The organism is Bradyrhizobium sp. USDA 4452 (assembly GCF_054063575.1).
Genome location: NZ_JBSSGK010000001.1, coordinates 3020415 through 3043259, shown reverse-complemented (window position 1 = coordinate 3043259; position 22845 = coordinate 3020415). Strand labels below are relative to the sequence as shown.

The window sequence follows — 22845 nt, the reverse complement described above, 5'->3', positions numbered from 1 at the left end:
TAACGATCAGACCTGTGACGACCACGACTTCATTTGCTTGCCGGGCATCTCGTTAGGAAAACCATCATGTCAGACAATGCCCAGCCACAGCTGCTTCACCTCGTGATCGGCGGCGAGTTGACCGATCTCGAGCACAACACCTTCAAGAATCTGGACGAAGTCGAGATCGTCGGCGTCTACCCGAACTATGCGACCGCCTATGCGGCCTGGAAGGCGAAGGCGCAAGCGACCGTGGACAACGCCCAGATGCGCTATTTCGTCGTTCACCTCCACCGGTTGCTCGATCCCGAGCAGGACGCAAAGCACTCCCATTGAAACGACTATTTCGCGATCTGCTGCGCAGCGGCTTCGTGCAGCGCGCGCTGGGTGTGCTTGCGGCCGAGTATCTGCGGCTGGTGTGGTACACCAACCGCTTCATCTATCAGCCGCATGACGTATACGGGATCGTCGAGCCCTTGATGCCGGCGATCTTCGTGTTCTGGCACGGCCAGCACTTCATGACGCCGTTCATCAGGACCAAGGACAGCTACCGCGCCAAGGTCTTGATCTCCCGCCACCGCGACGGCGAGTTCAATGCCCTGGCGGTCGAGCGGCTCGGCATCGGCACGATCAGGGGGTCCGGCGACCATTCCGGCGCGTTCCATCGCAAGGGCGGCGTCGGCGCCTTCCTGGAGATGGTGCGGACGCTGGAAGACGGCTGCAATATGGCGACCACCGCCGATGTGCCGAAGCGAGCGCGGGTGGCGGGCCTCGGGGCCATCATGCTGGCGCGGGAAACCGGCCGGCCGATCATCCCGTTTGCGATGGTCACCAGCCGCTTCATCCGGTTGAAAAACTGGGATTCCACGACCATCAATTTGCCATTCGGGCGCGGCGCAGTGGTAGGTATTGAGCCGGTCTATGTGCCGCCCGATGCCGATGCCGCGACGATGGAGAAGCTTCGGCAGCACGTGGAGAATCTGCTTAACGAAGCGACCCGGCGCGCCTATGCAGCCGTCGGGCGGCCGGAGGCAACGCTTGGCTAGCTCGCTACCGATGACGTTGCGTGTCTATCGCAAGCTGTCGTCCGCGATGGTGCCGCTCGCGCCTGCGCTGATCAAGCGGCGGCTCAAGCTCGGCAAGGAAGACCCCGAACGTGTCGGCGAGCGGCGCGGCGTCAGCGCCGATACCAGGCCGCAGGGACCGCTGGTGTGGATTCACGGCGCGAGCGTCGGCGAGGTGCTGGCGGCGGTCGGGCTGATCGAGCGGTTGCGCGCGCTGAACCTGCGCATCCTGCTCACGTCAGGGACGGTGACGTCTGCCGCGATCGTCGCCAAGCGCTTTCCGCCCGACGTGATCCATCAATACGTGCCGTACGACTCGCCGCGCTACGTCGCGCGCTTCCTCGATCACTGGCGTCCGTCGCTGGCGCTGTTCATCGAGTCCGATTTGTGGCCGAACCTGATCCTGTCGAGCGCCGCGCGGCGGCTGCCGATGGTCCTGATCAACGGGCGGATGTCGCAGCGCTCGTTCCCGCGCTGGCGCCGCCTCTCCAACACCATCGGGGCGCTGCTCGGACGGTTCGACATCTGCCTCGCGCAGTCGAAGACCGATGCCGAGCGCTTTGCCGCGCTCGGCAGCCAGAATGTCCTGGTCACCGGCAACCTCAAGCTCGACGTCGCGGCGCCGCCGGCCGATCCCGCCAAGCTGGAGCGGCTGATGTCGGTGACGCGCGGCCGTGCGATCGTGGTTGCCGCGTCGACCCATCCCGGCGAGGAAGAGCTCCTGATCGAGGCGCACAAGTCGCTCGCCGGATACTTCCCCGGGCTGCTCACGGTGATCGTGCCGCGCCATGCCGCGCGCGGCGAGGCAGTGGCGCGGCTGGTGACGGAGCGGGGCCTGCGACCCGGCCTGCGCTCGCATGAGGACCTGCCGGTCGCAACCACGGATATCTACGTCGGCGACACAATGGGCGAGCTCGGCCTGTTCTATCGCCTCGCGCCGATCGTGTTCATGGGCGGCTCGCTGGTCGCGCATGGCGGCCAGAACCCGATCGAGGCGATCAAGCTCGGCGCTGCGATCGTGCACGGCCCGCACGTCTTCAACTTCACCGAGGTCTATGAGGCACTCGATCGCGCCGGCGGCGCGCGCCGCGCCGACGATCTGGACGCGCTGGTCAAGCAGCTCGGCCAGTTCCTCGCCGATCCCGCAGCGCGCGATACCTCGCTTGCGGCGTCCGAGCGCGTCGTCGAACAGCTCGGCGGCGCGCTGGAGCGTACGGTGACCGCTCTCGAGCCCTATCTGTTGCAGTTGCAGCTCGAGATGGGAGCGGCCAATGCGTGAGCCGGCCTTCTGGCACCGGCCATCGTCTTGGACATCGCAATTACTCCGACCGCTTGCCGCGCTGTACGGCGCGGTGGCTGCGCGGCGGATGCAGCGAGCCGGCATCGATGCCGGCATTCCCGTGATCTGCGTCGGCAATTACCATGTCGGCGGTGCCGGCAAGACGCCGACCGTGCTGGCGCTGGCAAAACTGCTGCGCGAGCTCGACGAACGCCCGGTAGTGCTCAGCCGCGGCTATGGCGGCGCGCTTGCCGGGCCGGTCAAGGTCGATCGCGACAGCCACGCGGCGGCCGATGTCGGCGACGAGCCGCTGATGATGGCCGCGACGTTGCCGGTCGTGGTGTCGCGCGACCGCGCCGCTGGCCTGGCGCTGGCGCGCGCGCAGAATGCGAGCGTGATCCTGATGGATGACGGCTTCCAGAATCCGAGCGTGCTCAAGGACACCTGCCTGATCGTGATCGACGGCACGCGCGGCATCGGCAATGGTCGCGTTATTCCGGCAGGACCGTTGCGTGCGCCGCTCTCGCCGCAGCTGGAGCGCACCGACGCGCTGATCGTGGTCGGTGAGGGGAGCGCGGCGCAGAAGATTGCGGCCGATCTCGCATCCCGTGGCAAGCCGATCTTGTCGGCGCATCTGAGGCCAGACGAGGCCTCATTGAATGCGTTGCGTGGTCAGCGCGTACTCGCTTTCGCCGGCATCGGCGATCCCACGCGCTTCTTCAACTCGCTGCGCGCAAGCGGCATCGACGTCGTCCGCAACACGGCGTTCCCCGATCATCATGCCTTCACCAGGGATGAGATCGCGCAGCTCGTTGCCGATGCGAGAGGCGACGCCCTGACGCTGGTGACGACGGAAAAGGATCTGGCGCGGCTGCGTGGTCCGGCGGGGATGCCGGCCTGGGCACAGGCGACCGTGCCATTCGCGGTGACGCTGCAATTCGAGGACGCCGGCGCGCTGCGGCGCCTGGTGACCGATCAGCTGTTCAAGGCGCGGAACAGGAGGCTGCAAACATGAACCGGGCTTCGAGCTCAGGCCTGCGGCTTGAGCACGCCGGGATGATGCCGCTGCAGCACGGCGGTCGGGGTGGCGTAGGCCTCCTGCAGGTCGACGCTCCAGTACTTCAGCTCGTCGAGCGGGATCCGGACGTCGGTGATGGCACAACGCACGAAGGTGCCAGGCGAGATCACGCGAAAATCGCCGTCGAGATATTGCACCTGCGCTTCGCCATGGCCCGAGGGACCGAACTTGTTCAGCACGTTTGAGCTCTCCGCCTTGCCCCTGATGAGGCAGCCTTAAATGTTCATCAAGCCGTTTATCACAGATAGGGGGGCATGTCCGCCCGTTAAACCACCGACTTGTGATGATTTGGCGGCAGATGCGCATGGTAGCGTTGCAGCCGTGGTCCGCTGTGTTTACAGCGCCATAACGAGCCGGCCGGATCGGATGCGCCTCAAGTCAGTTTTCACCTGCCTCGCCATGCTTGCCGTGCCGCCCGCGGCGGCGGCGCCGCTTCCCGCCCCGCATCAGGTCGAAATTTCCGAAGGCAATGTCACGCTGCATGCGCAGCTCTACCGGCCCGATGGCGACGGGCCGTTCCCGACGGTCATCGCGCTGCATGGCTGCGGCGGTCTTGCCGGCGGTTCCGAGCAGGTCGCACCGCGCTATCGCGACTGGGCCGAGCAACTGCTCACGTCAGGCCATGCGGTGCTGCTGCCGGACAGCTACGGCTCCCGCGAGCTCGGGCCGCAGTGCCGCATCAGGGAGCATCAGGTCCAGACCCGCCGGGCACGGGTTGCCGACATCAATGCCGCGCGACAATGGCTGGTGCAGCAGAAATGGGTGGCGAAGAGCCGCATCAGCCTGATCGGCTGGGGGAATGGCGCGGCCGCCTTGCTGTGGGCGGTGCGGCCGCAGATGTGGTCGCGCAGTGTCGAGCCGGACTTTCGCTCGGCGGTCGCGTTCTATCCGGATTGCCGCACCTCGTCCGGCCTCGGCTGGAGCGCGCGGGTGCCGACGCTGGTGCTGATCGGCGCGCGCGACGACGTGACCTCATCGTCGGCCTGCCACCAGATGGTCGACGGCGCACGCGGCCGCAGCGCGCTGGCGCGGATCGTGGTCTATCCCGAGGCCTATCATGATTTCGACCGCGCCAATCTGCCGCTGCATGCGGTCGCGGCTTCCGATGTCGATGTCGCCGAGCGCGGCCATATCGGCACCGATGCGGACGCGCGCAAGGACGCGCAGAAGCAGGTCGCCGAGTGGCTGGCGCGCTAAAGCGGGATGAAGTTAGCTTGAATCGGTTTGGCCTCGGGTTCGGTTCACCTCTCCCCATTGGGGAGAGGTCGATTTGCGTAGCAAATCGGGTGAGGGGCCGCAGCTCCAACGAGGGACCGTAACCCCTCACCCGGCGCTGCGCGCCGACCTCTCCCAAGGGAGAGGTAAGGCCCCGATGCGCACCAATTCAACCTAATCTCATCATGCTTTAGAACAGGCTACCTTGGTCCACCGGCTTGATGACGCGTTTCGGCGCTGCCGGCTTCGCCTCGCGCTGCGGCTTAGGCTGACTCTCCGGCGTCGCCGTCGCCGCGGGCTGATCGGAATTCGTGGTGGCGCCGACGCGGCCGTCGGCGAACTCGATCGACAAATTGGCGTTCGGACCGACCGCTGCGGCTGAATGCAGTGCGTGTCCCTGCGCATCGCGCACCAGCGCAAAGCCGCGCGCCAGCACGCCGCGATAGGACAGCGCCGACAGCAGCTGGCTGCGATGGGCGACCCGCGCCTCGAGCCGTTGCAGCGTCGTGACCAGTGCGCGGCGAGCGCGCTCGGCGAGGCGGTGGGTGCGCTCGAGATCGCGCGCGATCGCGGTGCGCTGGGCCTTCGCATTGGCGAGTTTCGAGGCCTTGAGCCGGATCTCGAGCCCGCCAAAACGCTCGCGCCGCCGATGCAGCAGCGCGCGCGCCGACAGCGTGATGCGCTCGCCGGATGCGGTGAGCCGCTGCCGCGCATGCGCGACCTGGCCGCGCAGCACGCCGATGGTGAGGCGCGAGCTCGACGCGGCAAAACGGCGGAAATGCGCGTGCGTGTTGGCCTTCAGCCCGCGCGGCAGCCCGGCAGCGAGATGATCGAGCCGCTGCCGCGGGATCGCCAGCAGTTCGTTCGCCGCCGGCAGCGCGCGCGCCGCGGCGCGCAGCTCGGTGCGGCGCGCCTCCTGGGCACGCTGCCAGCACACCATGGTGCGGCGGGCGAGCGCGGTGACCTCGACGAACAGCTCGCTGCGCACCGGCACCGCCATCTCGGCGGCGGCGGTCGGGGTCGGCGCGCGCTTGTCGGCGGCGAAGTCGATCAGCGTAATGTCGGTCTCGTGGCCGACCGCCGAGATCAGCGGGATGTGGCTCTCGGCCGCCGCACGGACCACGATCTCCTCGTTGAACGACCACAAATCCTCCAGCGAGCCGCCACCGCGCGCGACGATCAACAGATCGGGCCGCGGGATCCGGCCGCCCTCCGGCAGCGCATTGAAGCCGCGGATCGCGGCGGCGACCTGCTCGGCCGAGCCGTCGCCCTGCACCTTGACCGGCCATACCAGCACCCGGCGCGGGAAGCGGTCCTCGAGCCGATGCAGGATGTCGCGGATCACCGCGCCGGTCGGCGAGGTGACGACGCCGATCACCTCGGGCAGCCAGGGCAGCAGCTGCTTGCGGGCCTCGTCGAACAGGCCCTCGGCCGCCAGTTTCTTCTTGCGCTCCTCCATCAGCGCCATCAGCGCGCCGACGCCGGCCGGCTCCAGGGAGTCGATGACGATCTGGTACTTCGAGGAGTTCGGATAGGTGGTCAGCTTGCCGGTGGCGATGACCTCGAGCCCTTCCTGCGGCTTGAAGCGCATCCGGGCGTGGGCGAATTTCCAGATCACCGCTTCGATCTTGGCGCTCTCGTCCTTGAGGGCGAAATAGCAGTGGCCGGACGAGTGCGGGCCGCGGAAGCCCGAAATCTCGCCGCGGACGCGGACATGGCCGAACCGGTCCTCCACCGTCCGCTTCAGGGCGGAGGAAAGTTCCGAGACGGTGAATTCGGGCGCGTTGACGAGATTCGGCGCGGCAGCGGTCATTTGCAGGTGATTCGGCTGTTTGTGAGCTTCAGCGCAAGGTAGGGACTTTTGCCCGTCATCGCCAATGCGCGGGCTTGCTTGTCCCTAAACTCTGTGGTACAGAGTTCTCTATGTTGAAGGTACTGGCGACCTTGCTGGAGCGCTGACCGATGATCCCGCAGTTGACCTCGGCGAGTTTCGTCCATTCCGCGGCGGGCGCGGTCCATGCCGTGGTGGCTGTGCTGTGCATCGGGGTCGGGCTGATCCAGTTCCTGCGGCCGAAGCGCGGCGCAGGCCACCGGGCGCGCGGCTATTTCTTCGTCTACGCCATGCTGGTCGCCGACGGGGCGGCGATGCTGGTTTACCGGTTCACCGGCGCTCTCAACCTGTTCCATGTCGGTGCGATCGTGAACTTCGCCTGCATCGTGGCGGCGATTGTTCCGCTGCTGCGCAGCCCGCGTCCGCCGAACTGGCGGCTGATCCACTACTACTTCATCTCCTGGTCCTACGTGTCGCTGATGTCGGCAGCGGCCACGGAAATCATGGCGCGCGCGCTGCCGCTGACGACGCGCGGGCAGGTCGGGCTGCTGGCGCTGGTGCTGTCGATCATCACCATGACGATCGCCTATGTCCTGATCGGGAAATATCGCCCGCCGGCCGACGCCCCACCGGTTTCTTCCGGGCTCGCCGAGCAAAATGGAGTGACGTCATGATCGACAGCCAGCAGGCCAGCGCGGCGCTGAACGACATCAACGACGTCGTGCATCGCCTCCGCCAGTCGCAAATCTACCAGATCGCCAGTCTCATCATCGTCATGTGGGGCGCATTGGTGTTCGTGGGCTACCTCGCCAATTACACCTGGCCGCCGCAGGGCTATACGATCTGGGCCGTCGTCGATCTCATCGGAATCGCAGGCTCGATCGCAATTGCGGCGTTCAGCGGTGTCGGTCCGGGGGCGGGCGCCTACGCGCTGCGGCTGCTGGTGGCGTTCCTGCTGTTCATCGCATTCGGCATTTTCTGCTCCGTTGTGCTCGGCCATTTCGGGCCGCGCCAGATGCTGGTGTTCTGGCCGCTATTCACCATGCTGTTCTATGCGCTCGCCGGCCTGTGGTTCGGCTACGCCTTCATCGTGATCGGGCTCGGCAGCAGCGCCTTGATCGTGACCGCTTACTTCTACGCCGGTCCGGCGCTGCTGTTGTGGATGGCAGTGGTGCACGGTGGCGCACTCATCCTCGGCGGGCTCTGGATGCGCCGGATCTGATCGATGGCCGAACTCGACGAGATCATTCACCAGCCGCTGCGGCTGCGGATCATGGCGGCACTCAATGCGCTGCCGGCTTCGACCGGGCTGGAATTCGCCCGGCTGAAGAAGCTGACCGGCGCCACCGACGGCAATCTCGGCGCCCATATCGAGACGCTGGCGAGGGCCGGCTATGTCGCGGTCGACAAGGCGTTCGTCGGCAAGAAGCCGCAGACCACCGTGACCGCCACCGCGGCCGGCCGCGGCGCCTTCGCCCGCCATGTCGCGACCTTGCAGGAGATCATCGCCGGCAAGCAGCCGTGAAGCCGGAATGACAGGGGAATCGGCCCGGTCGCCCCTTGCGGGCGAACGGGGATTCGTGCGACCGACACAGCTCTTGCACCCTTTTTGAGCCTGTCTCTGATGAACATCCTCCTGCTCGGTTCCGGTGGCCGCGAACATGCGCTGGCGTGGAAGATCGCCGCATCTCCGCTGGTGACGAAACTGTGGTGCGCGCCGGGCAATGCCGGGATCGCGCGCGAGGCCGAATGCGTCGCGCTCGACGTCGCCGACCATGCCGCGGTCATCGAGTTCTGCCGGCGCAACGCGGTCGATCTGGTGGTGGTCGGGCCGGAGACGCCGCTCGCCGCCGGCATCGTCGATGACCTCGCCGCCGTCGGCATCAAGGCCTTCGGGCCGCGCAAGCAGGCCGCGCAGCTCGAGGGCTCCAAGGGCTTCACGAAAGACCTCTGCAGCGAGTTCGACATTCCGACCGGCGCCTATCGCCGCTTCGACAATGCGAAGGATGCGACCGCCTATGTCCGCGCCCAGGGCGCGCCGATCGTGGTCAAGGCCGACGGGCTCGCCGCCGGCAAGGGCGTCGTGGTGGCGCAGACGCTGCCCGAGGCCGAGGCGGCGATTGCGATGATGTTCGAGGGCGCGTTCGGCTCGGCCGGTGCCGAGGTCGTGATCGAGGAATTTCTGTCGGGCCGCGAGATCAGCTTCTTCGCGCTGTGCGACGGCGAGACCGCGATCCCGCTGGCGACTGCGCAGGACCACAAGCGGGTGTTCGATCACGACAAGGGGCCGAACACCGGCGGCATGGGCGCCTATTCGCCGACGCCATTCGTGACGCCTGAGATCCACGACCAGATCATGGCCCGGATCATCCTGCCGACGGTGGCCGGGATGAAGAGCCGCGGCACGCCGTTCAAGGGCGTGCTCTATGCCGGCGTGATGCTGACCGCGCAGGGCCCAAAGCTGTTCGAATACAATGTCCGCTTCGGCGATCCCGAGTGTCAGGTGCTGATGCTGCGGATGATGTCGGACATCGTGCCGGCGCTGCTCGCCTCGATCGACGGGCAATTGAAGAACTTCGACCTGCGCTGGTACCCGGACCCGGCGCTGACGGTGGTGATGGCGGCCAGGGGCTATCCCGGCGACTACATCAAGGGCACGCGGATCGACGGCCTCGATGACGCCGCCAAGGTCGAGGGCGTTGAGATTTTCCACGCCGGCACTGTGGCCAAGGATGGCGCGATCGTTGCCAACGGCGGCCGCGTGCTGAACGTCTGCGCGATGGGCAGGACGGTCACCGAGGCGCGCGACCGCGCCTATCAGGCCGTCGATCGGATCAAATGGCCGGAGGGTTTCTGCCGCCGCGACATCGCCTGGCAGGCGGTGGAGGCGGAAAAGGGCTAGCGCGCTCCACTCGCTTCGCTCGTCATGCGCGGGCTCGACCCGCGCATCCATCGCCTTCGGGAAAGTCTCTTCGTGAGATGGATTGCCGGGTCAAGCCCGGCAATGACGATGGGTGTTGGGACGCCGCCGCCGTCTACAGCAAATCCCCGCCCGCCGCGCTCGCGGTGGTGCCGTGCTCGCGGAACGCCTTGATGACATTCTTGCCGATCTTCCACTTGTGCACCTCGTCGGGACCGTCGACCAGCCGCTGCGAGCGCACCTGGGTGTACCATTTCGCCAGCGGCGTATCCTGGCTGAAGCCGAGCGCGCCGTGCAGCTGGATCGCGGTGTCGATCACCTTGTGCACCATGTGAGCGTGGAAGATCTTGGCGATCGAGTTCTCCTGGCGGATGTCGAGGCCTTTCTCGGCCTTGTAGGCGATGTGCAGCAGCATCAGCCGACCGATGTAAAGCTCGCTCGCGCAGTCGGCGAGCATGAACTGCACCGCCTGGCGGTCGGCCAGCAACTGGCCGAAGGTCGAGCGCTTGGTGACGTGGGCGGCCGCCATGTCGAGCGCGCGCTGCGCCTTGGCGACGTTGTGCATGCCGTGGCGCAGCCGGCCATAGGCGAGGCGATGCTGGCCCATGTTGAAGCCGTTGCCCTCGCCGCCGAGCAGGTTGTCGGCCGGCACCTTGAGGTCCTTGATCTCGATCTCGGAGTGGCCGCCATGGATCACGTCGTCATGCGGTCCCTCGATCGCCATGTTGGCGACGTTGCGCTTGATGCGGTAGCCGGGGTTGGGCAACTCGACGATGAAGGTCGAATACTGTTTGTGGCGCGGGGCGTTCGGATCGGTCTTCGCCATGACAAGCGCCATGTCGGCGACGCTCGCCGACGAGGAGAACCATTTCTCGCCGTTGAGGATGTAGTTCTCGTTGCCGTCCTTCACCGCCGTGGTCTGCATGCCGGTGGCGTCGGCGCCGGCCGCCTTCTCGGTCATCGAGAAGCAGATCCGCTTGTCGCCGTTCAAGAGGGGCTTGAGGAATTTCTCCTTCTGGTATTCCGTGCCGTGCGCCAGGATCGTCATCATCGAGGCGTCGTCCGGCCCCTGCGTGTTCATCGAGAGCGCGCCGAGCATGCTCTCGCCGAGCTCCATCTGCACCAGCGCATTGGCGAGCGGGCCGAGGCCCATACCGCCATACTCCTTCGGCACGAACGGGCACCACAGGCCCTGCGCGCGGGCCTTCTTGCGCAGTGGTCCGAGCACCTCGGCGAGCGGCTTGGTGTCGAGTTCCTTTTCCGCCGGAATGCACTCGTCGTGGACGAATTTGCGGACCTTCTCGCGGATCGCCTTGGCTTCGGCCGGAATCTCGAAATCGATCGACATGGCACTTCCTCGTTTTCGTGTTGTTGTTGCTTGGGCTCGAGAATGGCATAAACCCCACTTGGACCAGCGGCAACGCCGAACAAAGTTTGAAGCACGGCGCACGCGACCGGGGAGCCACCGATGCCTGATCTCGCTGATCTTTTTCCCGGCTATGAGTCGAAATGGATCAACACCTCGCAGGGCCGCATCTTCGCCCGCGTCGGCGGCAAGGGCCCGCCATTGCTGTTGCTGCACGGCTTCTCCTCGACCCATGTGATGTGGCACACGGTCGCGCCGAAACTCGATGACGCATTCACGCTGATCATCGCCGACCTGCCGGGCTACGGCTGGTCCGACATGCCCGACAGCGACAAGGACCATACGCCCTATACCAAGCGGGTCTGGGCCAGGACCATGATCGAGGCGATGGAGCAGCTCGGCCATGTGCATTTCGCGCTCGCCGGTCACGACCGCGGCGGCCGGGTGTCGTACCGCCTTGCGCTCGATCATCCCGGCCGGCTGTCGAAGCTTGCGGTGCTCGATATCGCGCCGACCTATGATTACTGGCAGAAGCTCAATCGCCTGTCGGCGCTGAAGATCTACCACTGGGCGTTCCTGGCGCAGCCCTCTCCGTTGCCGGAGACGCTGATCGCGAGCAATGGCGAATTCTTCCTCAAGGAGAAGATGGCGAGCCAGACTAGGACCAGGACGCTGGAGGCGATCGATCCGCGCGCGCTCGCGCATTACCTTGCGCCGTTCCGCGATCCCGCCCGCATCCACGCGATGTGCGAAGACTACCGCGCCGGCGCCTATGCCGACTTCGAGATCGACAAGGCCGACGTCGACGCCGGCAGGAAGATCACAATCCCGATGCTGGCACTGTGGGGCGATGCCGGCGTTGCCGGCGCGGCAACGACACCGCTCGATACCTGGAAGACCTGGGCAACCAATGTCAGCGGCGCGCCGGTGCCGTCGGGGCATTTCCTGCCTGAGGAAGCGCCGGACGCCACGGCGAAGTTGCTGCGCGAATTTTTCCTGGCGGGTTAGCGCAAAGCGCAGGACCGTCATCCTGAGGAGCGCGGAACGCGCGTCTCGAAGGATGAATCGGCCCCGCTTCGCGGCTACTCAGGATGACGGGACTAACAGCGGAGAGCTACGTAGCCCGGATGGAGCGCAGCGAAATCCGGGATTGTTTCCGTGGAGAAAGGTCCCCGGATCGCGCTGCGCCTCATCCGGGCGACTGGTGGCTCACCGCCGCTCCCTGAAGAACTCGCGCAAGAGGCGCGCCGACTCGGTCTCGCCGACCGCGCCATAGACCTCCGGCACGTGATGGCAGGTCGGCTGCGCGAAGAACCGCACACCGGACTCGACTGCGCCGCCCTTGGGGTCGGCGGCGCCGTAATAGAGCCGGCGGATGCGGGCGAACGAGATCGCGCCGGCGCACATGGTGCAGGGCTCCAACGTCACGTAGAGGTCGCAATCGATCAGCCGTTCGGTGCCGATGGCATCTGCCGCCTGCCGGATTGCCAAAATCTCGGCATGGGCGGTAGGGTCGTGATCCGTCAGGGTGCGGTTGCCGACGGCGGCGATCACCTCGTAACCGCGCACGATCACGCATCCGATCGGAACTTCGCCAGCTTTTCCGGCATTTTCGGCGGTTTTCAGCGCCAAATCCATGAAAGAAGGGGCAGACATGCCTCGTATCATCGGAAGAAACCTGCTAGTAGCGTCGCCTTCAGCAGAAGTGGATGCCGGTTTTGCGCCAGTCGCGCCCTGATGGCGCGCGTATCGCCGGTTGCCCTGCGCCCCAATTGAACCTCCAGGCGAGAACATTCATGCCCCGCGACAGCGACAAAAACAACGATTCCCCGCGCGGCCGGCGGGACCGGGGCGCGCCCGGGAAGGGGCGGCCCGGTGGCTCCCGCGGATCGGACAAGCCGTTCGGCAAGCGCAGCTTTGGCGACAAGGGGGATCGCGGCAAGCGCTCGTTCGGCGACAAAGGCGAGGGCCGCTCGTTCCGCCGCCGTGAGGATGGTGATGCGCCGCGCCGCGACTATGGCGACCGGCCGCGCTTCAAGCGTGACGACCGGGGCGGCGAGGGCGGCGGCAAGCGCCCGTTCAAGCCACGCGGCGAGCGCCGGGACTTTGAGGCAGGCGATCGTCCGCAGCGCGGCGAGCGGGGCGGCTTTCGTTCGGAGGGCCGGTCATCCGACCGCAAGTTCGGCGAGAAGCGATCCTATGGCGATCGCGAGAAGCGCCCCTATACGCCGCGCGGCGAGCGCGATGGCGAGAAGCGGACCTTTGCCCCGCGCGGCGAGCGCGCCGAACGCAAGTTCGACGACCGGAAATTTTCGCGCGGCGATCGCGACAAGACCTCGTTCCGCGATAAGGGCGAGGGCCGTCCGTTCCGCCGCCGTGAGGATGGCGATGCGCCGCGCCGCGATTTCAGCGATCGGCCGCGTTTCAAGCGCGACCGCGACTTCGAGGGCCGCGACCGCAGCGACGAGAAGCCCTGGCAGAAGCGTGATCGCAAACCGCGCGACGACCGCGGCGGTGACGAGCGCCCGCGGTTTTCGCGGTCGCGCGATGATCGCGGTGGCGACGAACGCCCGCGGTTCTCCAGGTCCCGCGACGATCGCGAGCAGGGTGATCGTCCGAAGTTCAGCCGGCCGCGCTGGAATCGCGATGACGAGAACGGCGGTCGCGACAACCGTCGGCGCGAGCGGACCGAAGGTCGCACCGATTGGCAGGAGCATCCGCGCAGCGAAGGCCGCTTCTCCGATCGGCCGCGCCGCGACAATGAGGATGACAGCAAGGTCTTTGCCAAGCGGCCGGCCTTCGGCGGCCGCGGCGCCTATCGCGAGCGCTCCTATGACCACCGTCGCGAGCGCCCCGAGCCCAAGCCGAAGAAATCCGGCGAGCGCATTGCCAAGGTGCTGGCGCGCGCCGGTCTTGCCTCGCGCCGCGATGCCGAGGAGATCGTCACGCAGGGCCGCGTCACCGTCAACGGACGGGTGATCAACTCGCCGGCGCTCGATATCACCGACAACGATGTGGTGGCGGTCGACGGCAAGCCGTTGCCGCCGCGTGAGCGGACGCGGCTGTTCATGTATCACAAGCCGCGCGGGTTGATGACGACGCATGCCGATCCCGAGGGGCGTCCGACCGTGTTCGACAATCTGCCCGAAGGCCTGCCGCGGCTGATCTCGATCGGGCGGCTCGATTTCAACACCGAGGGCCTGTTGCTGCTGACCAATGACGGCGGGCTGGCGCGAACGCTGGAGCATCCCGACACCGGATGGCTGCGGCGCTACCGGGTGCGCGCGCATGGCGAGGTGACGCAAGCGCAGCTCGACCAGCTCAAGGACGGCGTCGAGGTCGACGGCGTCAAATACGGGCCGATCGATGCCACGCTGGAACGCGACCAGAGCTCCAACGTCTGGGTGGTGTTCGCGATCCGCGAGGGCAAGAACCGCGAGGTGCGCAACGTGATGGCGCATCTCGGGCTCGAGGTGAATCGGCTGATCCGGATCTCCTACGGCCCGTTCCAACTCGGCGAGCTCGAGGAAGGCAAGGTCGAGGAGGTCAAGACGCGGGTGTTGCGCGAGCAGCTCGGCGAGAAGATCGCCAAGATCGCAGGCGCGGACTTCACGCGGCCGGAGCAGCGTGATGCCGGAGATGGCGACGATGCACCCGCCAGGAAGCCGAAGCCGAGCAAACGCGAAACGATCAACGACCGCAAGGGCCGCCGCGTGCTGGTGCAGCGCACCGGCAGCGAGGAAGCGCGCACCCGCAACGAGGACGAGGCCAACGGCTACGGCCCGCCGCGCCGTCCCAAGCGCGGCTATCACGGCAAGCGCGATCTCAAGCCGCGCGACGAGTAACGGCCGATGCGCGTCGTCGGGGGCAGGCTGAAGGGCCGCAATCTCGCGTCGCCGTCGGGCCGCGAGATCCGGCCGACCGCGGATCGCCTGCGCGAATCCGTGTTCAACATCCTGGTCCACGCCTACGACAATCCGATTCTGGACGCGCGGGTGCTCGATCTGTTTGCCGGCACCGGGGCGCTCGGAATCGAGGCGGCCTCGCGCGGCGCCAAGTTCACGCTGTTCGTCGACAATGGCGCCGAGGCGCGGGCGCTGCTGCGCAACAATGTCGAGGCGCTCGGCCTTGGCGGCACCACCAAGGTCTATCGCCGCGATGCCACCGATCTCGGCCCGGCGCATCCGGTCGAGCCGTTCTCGCTGGTGTTTCTCGATCCGCCCTACGGCAAGGGTCTCGCCGACAAGGCGCTGGCCTCGCTGCGCGACGGCGGATGGCTGGCGCCGGGCGCGCTGCTCGTGGTCGAGGAGGCGAAGGCCGCGGCCTTCGCGGCTCCCAGGGGATTCGAGGAGCTCGAACGGCGCGCGTACGACGATACCGAGTTCGTGTTCCTTCGCGAAAAAGTGTAGGGCGGATCAGCGTCACGTTCATCCGCCGGCCTTATGGTTGACCCTGCGCCCAGATAATCCGGCCTTCGACTTTCTCATCGTCGTTCGCGGAGCGTGATCATGGCCCAGTCTGTTGCCGTGCTTGCAAATCAGCTTGAGGCGCGCGTCAAGGCATTGCGCGGCGCGGGCGATGACGCCGCGCTGCTGGCGGCTGCGCGCGATGCCGCCGACGAGATCGCGCGCCATCCTGGAGCGCCGGACAGTGACCGGACCGAAGCGCTGAAGGTGGCCCAGCGTTTGACGTTCAACGCGGCGGCGGATTGCTGGCCGGGCTGGAGCGTCTCCGACAAGCCGATCAACCCGGATCATCTGCTGGCGGCGCGCGAGCTTGCGGAGCGCTCGCTGCGTCTCGTCGAGAGGCTCGGGTTGGAGCCGCTGCGTGTCGCAACCGGCATCTGGCTGGTGGGGGCGTTCGATCTGGCGCTGGGCCGGTACGACGAGGCGTCCCGGCTGTTCGGCGATGCGCGCGAGCAATATGGTGCAGCGGGCGCGCCCGGCCTCGTGCTGCTGGTGGACGGCTATGCCGCGATCGTCCGGCAGGTCGGCAAACGCACCGCCGATGGCGATGATCTCGATCAGGTCTGCAAGCGGATCGGGGCAGGCGGCTTCAGGGACGGCGATGAATGGATTGCACAGTTGCGCACCGCGCTGGAGGTGTTCGCGCGCAAGAATTCGTTGTGAGGGGTAGACTAGCGACCCCCATCCCACGGCTGTCATCACCCATGCCGTCTGTTCGTCCCGGCGAAGGGGATGTCACACCACGCGATGACAGCTGCGCGTGGGGCGGTTACCGCCGCCCGAACAGCTTCTCGATATCGCTCAGCTTCAATTCGACATAGGTCGGCCGGCCGTGGTTGCACTGGCCGGAGTTTGGCGTGTCTTCCATCTCGCGCAGCAGCGCGTTCATTTCCTCCGGCTTGAGGCGGCGGCCGGCACGGACCGAGCCGTGGCAGGCCATGGTGGCGGCAACATGCATCAGCCGGCGTTCCAGCGGCAGCGCCTCGTCCCACTCGGCCATGTGTTCGGCGAGGTCGCGGAGCAGCCCGGCGGCGTTGGTCTTGCCAAGCAGCGAGGGCGTCTCGCGCACCGCGACCGCGCCGGGGCCGAAGGACTCGATCGCGAGCCCGAACGAGGCCAGCTCCTCGGCGCGATCGAGCAGCTTCTCGACGGTCGCCTCATCGAGCTCGACGATCTCGGGGATCAACAGGATCTGCCGCTGCACGCCGTTCTTGGCGAGCGAAGCCTTCAGTTTCTCATAGACGATGCGTTCATGCGCCGCGTGCTGGTCCACCACGATCAGGCCATCGCGGGTCTGCGAGACGATGTAGGTCTCGTGGATCTGGGTGCGCGCAGCGCCCAGCGGACGGTCGAGCAGATCGGGTGCGGGCGCCGCCTCGAAGCGCACATCGGCGGTCGGCGTGCCGACGTCGAAAGCTGCCTGTCCGGGCTCGGCGAAAGCCGGCGCCGCCGCGCCGTCGAACGCGCGCATTGGACCAGCCGGATAGGACGGCGAAGCACGCCAGTCCCAATTGCCCGGGCGCGGCGGCGTGAAGGCAGGGCGGAACGCCTGTAGCGTCGCGCCGTCGGCGGTGTTGGCCGCGGTGCGTCGGCCCTCGCGCGCCAGGCCCTCCTTCAGCGCGTGCACGATCAGCGCGCGCACCAGGCCAGCGTTGCGGAAACGCACCTCGGTCTTGGCCGGATGCACATTGGCATCGACCTCCTGCGGATCGCAGGTGACGAACAGCGCCACGACGGGATGGCGGTCGCGCGGCAGATAGTCGGAATAGGCCGCGCGCACCGCACCCAGGATCAGCTTGTCGCGCACCGGGCGGCCGTTGACGAACAGATACTGCCCGAGCGCATTGGCGCGGGTCAGCGATGGCGCGGCGGCAAAGCCCTCGACCGTGACGCCCTCGCGCTCGGCGCGCACCTCGATCGCGCTGGCGCGAAAGTCCGCGCCCAGGATATCGCCGAGCCGTGTCAGCCTGCCGGCCGCACCGGGCAGCGCCGCGGCCCAGGTGACCGGCGCGCGCTCCTCGCCGGCCAGCGTGAAGGCGATGTCGGGCCGCGCCATGCCGAGGCGTCGCACCACCTCGCGGATCGCTTCCGCCTCGGTGCGGTCGGTCTTGAGGAACTTCAGCCGCGCCGGCGTGGCGTAGAACAGTTCGTTGACCTCGACGCGGGTGCCCTGGCCAAGCGCGGCCGGCATGACCTCCGACTTCTCGCCGCCTTCGACCGACAGCGACCAGGCGTGCGGCTCGCTGGCATGACGCGTGGTGATGCCGAGCTTTGCGACCGCGCCGATCGAGGGCAGCGCCTCGCCGCGGAACCCGAGCGTGCGGATGCGCAGCAAGTCCTCATCGTCGAGCTTGGAGGTGGCGTGGCGGTCGACCGCGAGCGCAAGGTCTGATCGCGTCATGCCGCCGCCGTCGTCGGTGATGCCGATCCGGCGGCGGCCGCCGCCGTCGGTGAAGATGTCGATCCGGCTCGCGCCGGCGTCGATCGCGTTCTCGACCAGTTCCTTGACGACGCTCGCGGGGCGTTCGACCACTTCGCCGGCGGCGATGCGGTTGACGAGCTGTTCGGGGAGCTGGCGGACGGGCATGGATTGCGCGATCGGACGGAGATTCGAGGGTCGGCGCCATTCTAGTCGGCTGGTCGGCCAAATGCATGGGGCGGTCCGCGAATAACTGGCTTTAGCTGGGGATGGAGCCGGCCTATCGCCTTGAAGACACTCACCTTCGCGTGTGCGCCCGCTACGCCCTACGTGGCGATTGTGACGCCGCATGCGGGGGTATATCGTTTAGAAAAATTATAATTCGATCGGGAGGATAGCCATGTGCCATTTGTTCTCGCACCAGCCGCAGCGGAATTATGAGTCGCAGACCCGGTCGCTGCGGATCGGCGGTCATTGCACCTCGATCCGGCTGGAAATGTCGTTCTGGGACACGCTGGAGGAGATCGCGGCCAAGGAGGGGATGAGCGTCGCGAAGTTCGTCACCACGCTGTATGGCGAAGTCCTCGACCACCATGGCGAGGTCAATAATTTTGCATCGCTGTTACGGTGCTGCTGCCTGATCTATCGCTCGCAGAGCGTAGCTGCGGCGCCCGCATTCCAGGGCCAGCCGATCCTCGACGCCGCGGAATAAGCTTTCGGATTGATCGTGCAGAAAACAGCGGCCTTGTCCTGGGCAGGACAAGGCCGTTTGAGTTGCGAGGGAACTCAGGCTTCGGTTCTGATCGAGATCAGACCGAAGCTCGCCCTTCAGAGTCCTAGATCTCCTTGCGCTGCATCGCGCCTGCGATGGTGTCGGCCTGGCGGATCGCTAGCGAGACGATGGTCAGGGTCGGGTTGCAGGCAGCTCCGCTCGTGAACTGGCTGCCGTCGGACACGAACAGGTTCTTGATGTCGTGGCTCTGGCCGAACTTGTTGACCACGCCGTCGCGCGGCCTCTCGCTCATCCGGTTGGTGCCCATGTTGTGGGTCGAGGGATAGGGCGGCGTCGGATAGGTCACGGTGGCGCCGACCGCTTCATAGACCGCGGCGCCGTGCTTGTAGGCGTGATCGCGCATCGCGACGTCGTTCGGATGATCGTCGAAATGCACGCTCGCGACCGGCATGCCGAACTTGTCCTTGATGGTCGGATCCAGCGTGACGCGGTTGGTCTCCTGCGGCAGGTCCTCGCCGACCAGCCACATGCCGGCCATCCGCGGATAGCCTTCCATGGCACTGGTGAAGCTGCGGCCCCAGGCGCCGGGATTGAGGAACGCGGCCATGAAGGGCAGGCCGAGCGACAGCGTCTCCATCTCGTAGCCGCCGACGAAGCCGCGCTTCGGATCGTTCTTCGCCTCGTCGCGGATGATGCCGGCCATCGTGGTGCCGCGATACATGTGCACCGACTTCTCGAAGGTCGCGTACACGCTGCCGGTCATGTGCCGCAAATAATTGCGGCCGACCTGGCCCGATGAATTGGCGAGGCCATCCGGGAACATGCTGGAGGCGCTGTTGAGCAGCAGCCGCGGACTCTCGATCGAGTTGCCGGCGACCGCGACGACACGCGCCTTCTGGCGCTGCATCGCGCCGCTCTCATCCGCATAGACCACGCCGGTGACCTTGCCGGACTGGTCGTGCTCGATCTTGATCACCATGCTGCCGGGGCGCACCTCGAGATTGCCGGTGGCTTCGCCCTTCGGGATCTCTGTGTAGAGGGTCGACCATTTGGCGCCCGACTTGCAGCCCTGGAAGCAGAAGCCGATCTGCTGGCAGGAGCCGCGGCCGTCGCGCGGCTCGCTGTTGATCGCCATCCGCCCGGTGTGCACCTCCTTGTAGCCGAGCTTCTTCGCACCCGCTTCCAGCACCTTGAAGTTATTGTTGCCGGGAAGTCCGGGAATGCCGTTGGTGCGGGTGACGCCCATCTTGTTCTCGGCCTTGGCGTAATAGGGCTCCATCTCGGCGAGCGTGATCGGCCAGTCCAGGAGGTTGGCGCCGGGGATGTTGCCGTAGGCCGACTTGATCTTGAATTCGTGCTCGTCGAAGCGGAGCGAGGCGCCGGCCCAGTGCACGGTTGATCCGCCGACCGCCTTCACGATCCAGGCCGGAATGTTCGGGAAATCCTTGTGCACGCGCCAACTTCCCGACGTCGTGCGCATGTCCGACCAGGCGAGTTGGCCGAAGCTGTCCCATTCATCGTTGATGAAATCCTGGTTCTCGATGCGCGGTCCGGCTTCCAGGATCACGACCTTGATGCCCTTCTGCGCCAGTTCATTGCCGAGCGTTCCGCCGCCCGCACCGGAGCCGACGATCACGACGACGCCGCTGTCATTCAGATCGAATTTTGCCATTGCTTCCTCCCGACGTTGTCCGGTTCAGGCCTTCGGCAGCCAGTCGATATCGGCGAAGCCGCGCTTGATGTAGCCGCCGTGCTCGGCGGAGGAGCCCTCGTAGCCGAACCGCGGCCACACCTCCTTGTTGTTGTAGAGCGATGCGATGAGATCGCCGCGGATCTTCTGGAAGAACGCGCTTTGCTCGATCTGCTGCAGCAGCGCGACGCGATCGTTCTCCCAGGCGATCTGGGCATAGGGCATCTTGTGGCGGTCGTTGGCCGCCTGATCGAGCCGGGTCACGCCCTCATTGATCAGCGATTTGATGGCCGGATCCTTGGCGGCCTTGTCATCCCACGGCTTGACCGCCGTGATGTAGTAGCTGTCGCCGAGGAAATCGTGCGGATAGATGTCGCGCGCCATCTTCAGCAGCGTCTTCATGGTGGCCGGCGTCAGCGTGCCGGCCTCGTCGGCCCACGCATCGCTGATGCCAAGCCCGGTCGATGTCGCGATCGCGACGGCGGGGGCGGTGACGGCCGCGCCTTTGAGGAAGACACGCCGGTCATATTTGCTGCGTCGATCGATTTCTCTCATGGGTTTCCTCCAAAATTTATTTTCTGATTGGATTAGCCGAAGCGCCCGCCGCGCTGGATCACCTCGATCTTGTAGCCGTCGGGATCGGAGACGAAGAAGAAGCGCGCCAGCGTCTTGCCGTCGTGCTTGAAGTCGCGCAGCGGCCCGGGCGACAGTTTCTCCTTCTCGAAGCGCGCGTGCTCGGCATCGACATCATCGACGACGACGGCGAGATGGCCGTAGCCGTCGCCGAGCGCGTAGGGTTCCTTGCGGTCGAAATTGACCGTGAGCTCGACCTCGAACGGCGAGGAGGGATGGCGCAGATAGATCAGCGCGAAATCAGGAAATCGCAGATTGTCGGCGATCTCGAGCCCGAATGCGCGGTGATAGAAGTCGAGCGCCTTGGCCTCGTCGAACACGCGGATCATCGAATGCACCGGTTTCGCCATTCAGTTCAGCTCCTTCAGGTAGGCGATGATCAGGGCGCGGGTTTCGGCCCTCGCCTGTCGGTAAGCCATCACGGCGCCGGGGATCACCTGTTGTGGATTGGTCAGCCAGGCATCGAGCCTGGCATCGTCCCAGACGAAATCCGCCTTGGCGAAGCCCGCGGAATATTTGAAGCCGTCGGCCTTGCCGGCATGGCGGCCGACGATCTTGTAGAGCGACGGTCCCTGCCGGATCGGATCGGAAATATTCGTGGTGTGGCAGGTCGCGCATTGCTGCTTGAACAGCGTCGCCCCGTCGGGCGGCTTGGCGGCAGGCAAGGGCATTTGCGCAGCCGTCATTTGCACTGCAAACATCGCGCTGCAAAATCCCAGCGCCCACGTCCACCTTGCCGTCCATTTGGCGCGCAGCTTTGTCATATACATCACCGCCTCTGTGCGATGACTGTAGGAGGCTGAAACCGGCCGTTGGTAGTAGCGGGCTGTTTCACGGCAGAACAAAGCTGGGCACTGATCTGGCGCGGAACCGATGGTTGCCGCATATGCGGACGACAAATCCGCAAAATGACCGCGAAATCCCTGCACGATCTCCACACGACGCCGCTTGCATTGGGTGTGCGCCGTTTGCGGAAATTCTGTCTCGCGCGATGGGGTTCAGGGTCGACGCGGCAAACGGCGCACGATCTGCGCCGCTCCACCCATCGTCAGTCAAAGTCCTGGAGAAATAGATGACGTTTGCAAAAACCAGCGTGCTCGTCCTTGCCATCTCGGCCGCGATGGCCGGCCCCGTCCTGGCGCAGGGAACGGCTACGCCGAATACCCAGCTTCGCGGCGGCGCAGCGGGCGCAGGAACGATGCAGCAAGGCGGCGGCATGTCCGGCAGTGGCGATGAGGAAATGGCGGCGCAGCCGACTTCGCCGTCGCAAAAGAGCGGTGCCACAGCCAAGTCGAAGGGAACGGTCGGCAGCAACAGCGGCCACGCGACGCCACCGAAGTCCGGTGGTTCCGAGATGGCGCCCGCAACGAAGAAGTACTAAGGCGCGATGGATCCCGGACGCAGCGCCGCGCGCTGTGTCCGGCGGCCCCTAGACTAATCGTCGAAACGTTGACTGCCGCGGCCGGCCTTGATGTCGCTGCGGCGTTTCTTGCCTTCGAGGCGGCGTTGCTTGGAGCCGAGCGTCGGCTTGGTCGGCCGCCGCGGCGTCGGCCGCACCATCGCTTCCTTCAGCATCTCGAGCAGCCGCTCGATCGCATCAGTGCGATTGCGCTCCTGGGTGCGAAACCGAAATGCCTGGATCACGATCACGCCGTCCTTGGTCATGCGGCTGCCGGCGAGCCGCGCCAGCCGCTGCGCCGCGTCCGGCGGCAGCACGATCTTGTTCGTGTCGAAGCGGAGCTGGGCCGCGGTCGAGACCTTATTGACATTCTGCCCGCCCGGACCAGAGGCGCGGACAAAGACGATCTCGATGTCGTTCTCGTCGATCGTAAGGTCGCGGGACACCCGCAGCATGACATCACCCGGTGGAGGGAAGAATCGGCAGGCCGCAGGATAGCGGGTTTGTGCTGCGCCTGCTTGAACTGCGTAGATGCAGCGTTGGTTGGGTCCGCGGTCGGCGTGCGCGGCTTACCCCTCTCCCCAACCCTCCCCCGCAAGGGGGGAGGGAGCCTATCCGCTTGCGCGTCCCTCACTGATCTCAGTCACCTCACATGTCAGTTGTGACGCGATGTGAGGTGAGCACGCCTCTCAGGGTCCCTCCCCCCTTGCGGGGGAGGGTTGGGGAGAGGGGTGGCCACAACGGGTGGTGTATGAAAGAAGCGGACGGCGCCG

General features: G+C 66.2%; 25 protein-coding genes. 15 read left to right on the top strand and 10 right to left on the bottom strand.

Going from position 1 to position 22845, the window contains the following annotated elements; translation table 11 throughout:
* Positions 1-66: 66 nt before the first annotated feature.
* From ACVISU_RS14650 to lpxK, 4 genes are read left to right on the top strand one after another with little or no spacing between them, the layout of a single operon-like run.
* Entirely contained in the window at positions 67-315 is a 249-nt protein-coding gene (locus ACVISU_RS14650) for a DUF4170 domain-containing protein (RefSeq protein ID WP_050403683.1), read from the top strand.
* Positions 312-1025, top strand: a complete 714-nt coding sequence (locus ACVISU_RS14645) for a lysophospholipid acyltransferase family protein (RefSeq protein ID WP_050403682.1) — start codon at positions 312-314, stop codon at positions 1023-1025. The genes ACVISU_RS14650 and ACVISU_RS14645 overlap by 4 nt, the downstream gene beginning before the upstream one ends.
* Entirely contained in the window at positions 988-2322 is a 1335-nt protein-coding gene (locus tag ACVISU_RS14640; protein ID WP_456707395.1) for a 3-deoxy-D-manno-octulosonic acid transferase, read from the top strand. Before ACVISU_RS14645 ends, ACVISU_RS14640 begins: the two co-directional genes overlap by 38 nt.
* On the top strand, positions 2315-3337 hold the full coding sequence (gene lpxK / locus ACVISU_RS14635) for a tetraacyldisaccharide 4'-kinase (protein ID WP_456707394.1): 1023 nt from the start codon (positions 2315-2317) through the stop codon (positions 3335-3337). Before ACVISU_RS14640 ends, lpxK begins: the two co-directional genes overlap by 8 nt.
* 14 nt (positions 3338-3351) lie before the next feature.
* Here the strand turns inward: lpxK and ACVISU_RS14630 are convergent, their stop codons facing one another.
* Entirely contained in the window at positions 3352-3579 is a 228-nt protein-coding gene (locus ACVISU_RS14630) for a DUF2093 domain-containing protein (protein WP_016848019.1), read from the bottom strand.
* Between the two features lie 187 nt (positions 3580-3766).
* Here ACVISU_RS14630 and ACVISU_RS14625 point away from each other — a divergent pair, with 187 nt between their 5' ends.
* Positions 3767-4597, top strand: a complete 831-nt coding sequence (locus tag ACVISU_RS14625; RefSeq protein WP_456707393.1) for a dienelactone hydrolase family protein — start codon at positions 3767-3769, stop codon at positions 4595-4597.
* 208 nt (positions 4598-4805) lie between these two features.
* On the opposite strand, the gene xseA is transcribed toward ACVISU_RS14625, so the two are convergent.
* A complete protein-coding gene (xseA, locus tag ACVISU_RS14620) occupies positions 4806-6428 on the bottom strand; it encodes an exodeoxyribonuclease VII large subunit (protein WP_456707392.1) in 1623 nt (540 codons plus the stop codon).
* A 149-nt stretch (positions 6429-6577) separates the two neighbouring features.
* Here xseA and ACVISU_RS14615 point away from each other — a divergent pair, with 149 nt between their 5' ends.
* The 4 genes from ACVISU_RS14615 (at position 6578) to purD (ending at position 9348) form a co-directional block, all read left to right on the top strand.
* The gene (locus tag ACVISU_RS14615; RefSeq protein WP_456707391.1) at positions 6578-7120 is read left to right on the top strand and encodes a DUF2306 domain-containing protein; all 543 of its coding nucleotides are present in this window, start codon (positions 6578-6580) and stop codon (positions 7118-7120) included.
* Positions 7117-7668: a hypothetical protein gene (locus tag ACVISU_RS14610; protein WP_456707390.1), complete on the top strand. Its 552-nt coding sequence runs from the start codon at positions 7117-7119 to the stop codon at positions 7666-7668. Before ACVISU_RS14615 ends, ACVISU_RS14610 begins: the two co-directional genes overlap by 4 nt.
* A 3-nt stretch (positions 7669-7671) precedes the next feature.
* A complete protein-coding gene (locus ACVISU_RS14605; RefSeq protein ID WP_050403675.1) occupies positions 7672-7971 on the top strand; it encodes a winged helix-turn-helix domain-containing protein in 300 nt (99 codons plus the stop codon).
* 99 nt (positions 7972-8070) lie between these two features.
* Positions 8071-9348 carry a phosphoribosylamine--glycine ligase gene (gene purD / locus ACVISU_RS14600; RefSeq protein WP_456707389.1) on the top strand — a complete coding sequence of 426 codons (1278 nt, stop codon included), beginning with the start codon at positions 8071-8073 and terminating at the stop codon, positions 9346-9348.
* A 133-nt stretch (positions 9349-9481) separates the two neighbouring features.
* On the opposite strand, the gene ACVISU_RS14595 is transcribed toward purD, so the two are convergent.
* Positions 9482-10714, bottom strand: coding sequence for an acyl-CoA dehydrogenase family protein (locus tag ACVISU_RS14595; RefSeq protein WP_456707388.1), 1233 nt, complete (start codon positions 10712-10714; stop codon positions 9482-9484).
* A gap of 120 nt (positions 10715-10834) precedes the next feature.
* Here ACVISU_RS14595 and ACVISU_RS14590 point away from each other — a divergent pair, with 120 nt between their 5' ends.
* Positions 10835-11740, top strand: coding sequence for an alpha/beta fold hydrolase (locus tag ACVISU_RS14590; protein ID WP_456707387.1), 906 nt, complete (start codon positions 10835-10837; stop codon positions 11738-11740).
* Between the two features lie 201 nt (positions 11741-11941).
* On the opposite strand, the gene ACVISU_RS14585 is transcribed toward ACVISU_RS14590, so the two are convergent.
* Positions 11942-12400 carry a nucleoside deaminase gene (locus ACVISU_RS14585; protein WP_456707386.1) on the bottom strand — a complete coding sequence of 153 codons (459 nt, stop codon included), beginning with the start codon at positions 12398-12400 and terminating at the stop codon, positions 11942-11944.
* Between the two features lie 128 nt (positions 12401-12528).
* Between ACVISU_RS14585 and ACVISU_RS14580 the strand changes: the two genes are divergently transcribed.
* The 3 genes from ACVISU_RS14580 (at position 12529) to ACVISU_RS14570 (ending at position 15861) form a co-directional block, all read left to right on the top strand.
* Complete coding sequence (locus tag ACVISU_RS14580) at positions 12529-14577, top strand: pseudouridine synthase (protein WP_456707385.1); 2049 nt, start codon at positions 12529-12531, stop codon at positions 14575-14577.
* Between the two features lie 6 nt (positions 14578-14583).
* Complete coding sequence (gene rsmD / locus ACVISU_RS14575; RefSeq protein WP_050402775.1) at positions 14584-15141, top strand: 16S rRNA (guanine(966)-N(2))-methyltransferase RsmD; 558 nt, start codon at positions 14584-14586, stop codon at positions 15139-15141.
* Between the two features lie 99 nt (positions 15142-15240).
* Complete coding sequence (locus tag ACVISU_RS14570) at positions 15241-15861, top strand: hypothetical protein (protein WP_050402774.1); 621 nt, start codon at positions 15241-15243, stop codon at positions 15859-15861.
* A 106-nt stretch (positions 15862-15967) separates the two neighbouring features.
* Here ACVISU_RS14570 and mutL read toward each other — a convergent pair whose 3' ends face one another.
* Positions 15968-17785 (bottom strand): DNA mismatch repair endonuclease MutL, encoded by a 1818-nt coding sequence (mutL, locus tag ACVISU_RS14565; RefSeq protein ID WP_456707384.1) that lies wholly within the window; start codon positions 17783-17785, stop codon positions 15968-15970.
* Between the two features lie 232 nt (positions 17786-18017).
* Here mutL and ACVISU_RS14560 point away from each other — a divergent pair, with 232 nt between their 5' ends.
* Positions 18018-18329: a ribbon-helix-helix domain-containing protein gene (locus ACVISU_RS14560; protein ID WP_229197066.1), complete on the top strand. Its 312-nt coding sequence runs from the start codon at positions 18018-18020 to the stop codon at positions 18327-18329.
* A gap of 124 nt (positions 18330-18453) precedes the next feature.
* Here ACVISU_RS14560 and ACVISU_RS14555 read toward each other — a convergent pair whose 3' ends face one another.
* The 4 genes from ACVISU_RS14555 to ACVISU_RS14540 are packed head-to-tail and all read right to left on the bottom strand — an operon-like array spanning position 18454 to position 21344.
* Positions 18454-20022 (bottom strand): GMC family oxidoreductase, encoded by a 1569-nt coding sequence (locus ACVISU_RS14555; protein ID WP_456707383.1) that lies wholly within the window; start codon positions 20020-20022, stop codon positions 18454-18456.
* A 24-nt stretch (positions 20023-20046) separates the two neighbouring features.
* On the bottom strand, positions 20047-20595 hold the full coding sequence (locus ACVISU_RS14550; RefSeq protein WP_050402770.1) for a twin-arginine translocation pathway signal: 549 nt from the start codon (positions 20593-20595) through the stop codon (positions 20047-20049).
* 32 nt (positions 20596-20627) lie between these two features.
* Positions 20628-21023 carry a VOC family protein gene (locus tag ACVISU_RS14545; protein ID WP_456707382.1) on the bottom strand — a complete coding sequence of 132 codons (396 nt, stop codon included), beginning with the start codon at positions 21021-21023 and terminating at the stop codon, positions 20628-20630.
* The gene (locus tag ACVISU_RS14540) at positions 21024-21344 is read right to left on the bottom strand and encodes a c-type cytochrome (protein ID WP_456710825.1); all 321 of its coding nucleotides are present in this window, start codon (positions 21342-21344) and stop codon (positions 21024-21026) included. It abuts the gene before it with no gap.
* A 401-nt stretch (positions 21345-21745) separates the two neighbouring features.
* Here ACVISU_RS14540 and ACVISU_RS14535 point away from each other — a divergent pair, with 401 nt between their 5' ends.
* The gene (locus ACVISU_RS14535; protein WP_050402768.1) at positions 21746-22054 is read left to right on the top strand and encodes a hypothetical protein; all 309 of its coding nucleotides are present in this window, start codon (positions 21746-21748) and stop codon (positions 22052-22054) included.
* 53 nt (positions 22055-22107) lie between these two features.
* Here the strand turns inward: ACVISU_RS14535 and arfB are convergent, their stop codons facing one another.
* Positions 22108-22527, bottom strand: coding sequence for an alternative ribosome rescue aminoacyl-tRNA hydrolase ArfB (arfB, locus tag ACVISU_RS14530; protein WP_456707381.1), 420 nt, complete (start codon positions 22525-22527; stop codon positions 22108-22110).
* Positions 22528-22845 lie beyond the last annotated feature (318 nt).

Coding starts and splice junctions, on each gene's coding strand:
- ACVISU_RS14555 (WP_456707383.1), bottom strand. CDS start 20,022: ATGGCAAAATTCGATCTGAATGACAGCGGCGTCGTCGTGATCGTCGGC.
- ACVISU_RS14580 (WP_456707385.1), top strand. CDS start 12,529: ATGCCCCGCGACAGCGACAAAAACAACGATTCCCCGCGCGGCCGGCGG.
- arfB (WP_456707381.1), bottom strand. CDS start 22,527: ATGCTGCGGGTGTCCCGCGACCTTACGATCGACGAGAACGACATCGAG.
- ACVISU_RS14595 (WP_456707388.1), bottom strand. CDS start 10,714: ATGTCGATCGATTTCGAGATTCCGGCCGAAGCCAAGGCGATCCGCGAG.
- rsmD (WP_050402775.1), top strand. CDS start 14,584: ATGCGCGTCGTCGGGGGCAGGCTGAAGGGCCGCAATCTCGCGTCGCCG.
- ACVISU_RS14605 (WP_050403675.1), top strand. CDS start 7,672: ATGGCCGAACTCGACGAGATCATTCACCAGCCGCTGCGGCTGCGGATC.
- ACVISU_RS14650 (WP_050403683.1), top strand. CDS start 67: ATGTCAGACAATGCCCAGCCACAGCTGCTTCACCTCGTGATCGGCGGC.
- ACVISU_RS14640 (WP_456707395.1), top strand. CDS start 988: ATGCAGCCGTCGGGCGGCCGGAGGCAACGCTTGGCTAGCTCGCTACCG.
- xseA (WP_456707392.1), bottom strand. CDS start 6,428: ATGACCGCTGCCGCGCCGAATCTCGTCAACGCGCCCGAATTCACCGTC.
- ACVISU_RS14625 (WP_456707393.1), top strand. CDS start 3,767: ATGCGCCTCAAGTCAGTTTTCACCTGCCTCGCCATGCTTGCCGTGCCG.
- ACVISU_RS14590 (WP_456707387.1), top strand. CDS start 10,835: ATGCCTGATCTCGCTGATCTTTTTCCCGGCTATGAGTCGAAATGGATC.
- ACVISU_RS14550 (WP_050402770.1), bottom strand. CDS start 20,595: ATGAGAGAAATCGATCGACGCAGCAAATATGACCGGCGTGTCTTCCTC.
- ACVISU_RS14535 (WP_050402768.1), top strand. CDS start 21,746: ATGACGTTTGCAAAAACCAGCGTGCTCGTCCTTGCCATCTCGGCCGCG.
- ACVISU_RS14545 (WP_456707382.1), bottom strand. CDS start 21,023: ATGGCGAAACCGGTGCATTCGATGATCCGCGTGTTCGACGAGGCCAAG.
- ACVISU_RS14615 (WP_456707391.1), top strand. CDS start 6,578: ATGATCCCGCAGTTGACCTCGGCGAGTTTCGTCCATTCCGCGGCGGGC.
- lpxK (WP_456707394.1), top strand. CDS start 2,315: ATGCGTGAGCCGGCCTTCTGGCACCGGCCATCGTCTTGGACATCGCAA.
- purD (WP_456707389.1), top strand. CDS start 8,071: ATGAACATCCTCCTGCTCGGTTCCGGTGGCCGCGAACATGCGCTGGCG.
- ACVISU_RS14540 (WP_456710825.1), bottom strand. CDS start 21,344: ATGCCCTTGCCTGCCGCCAAGCCGCCCGACGGGGCGACGCTGTTCAAG.
- ACVISU_RS14585 (WP_456707386.1), bottom strand. CDS start 12,400: ATGATACGAGGCATGTCTGCCCCTTCTTTCATGGATTTGGCGCTGAAA.
- ACVISU_RS14570 (WP_050402774.1), top strand. CDS start 15,241: ATGGCCCAGTCTGTTGCCGTGCTTGCAAATCAGCTTGAGGCGCGCGTC.
- mutL (WP_456707384.1), bottom strand. CDS start 17,785: ATGCCCGTCCGCCAGCTCCCCGAACAGCTCGTCAACCGCATCGCCGCC.
- ACVISU_RS14560 (WP_229197066.1), top strand. CDS start 18,018: ATGTGCCATTTGTTCTCGCACCAGCCGCAGCGGAATTATGAGTCGCAG.
- ACVISU_RS14610 (WP_456707390.1), top strand. CDS start 7,117: ATGATCGACAGCCAGCAGGCCAGCGCGGCGCTGAACGACATCAACGAC.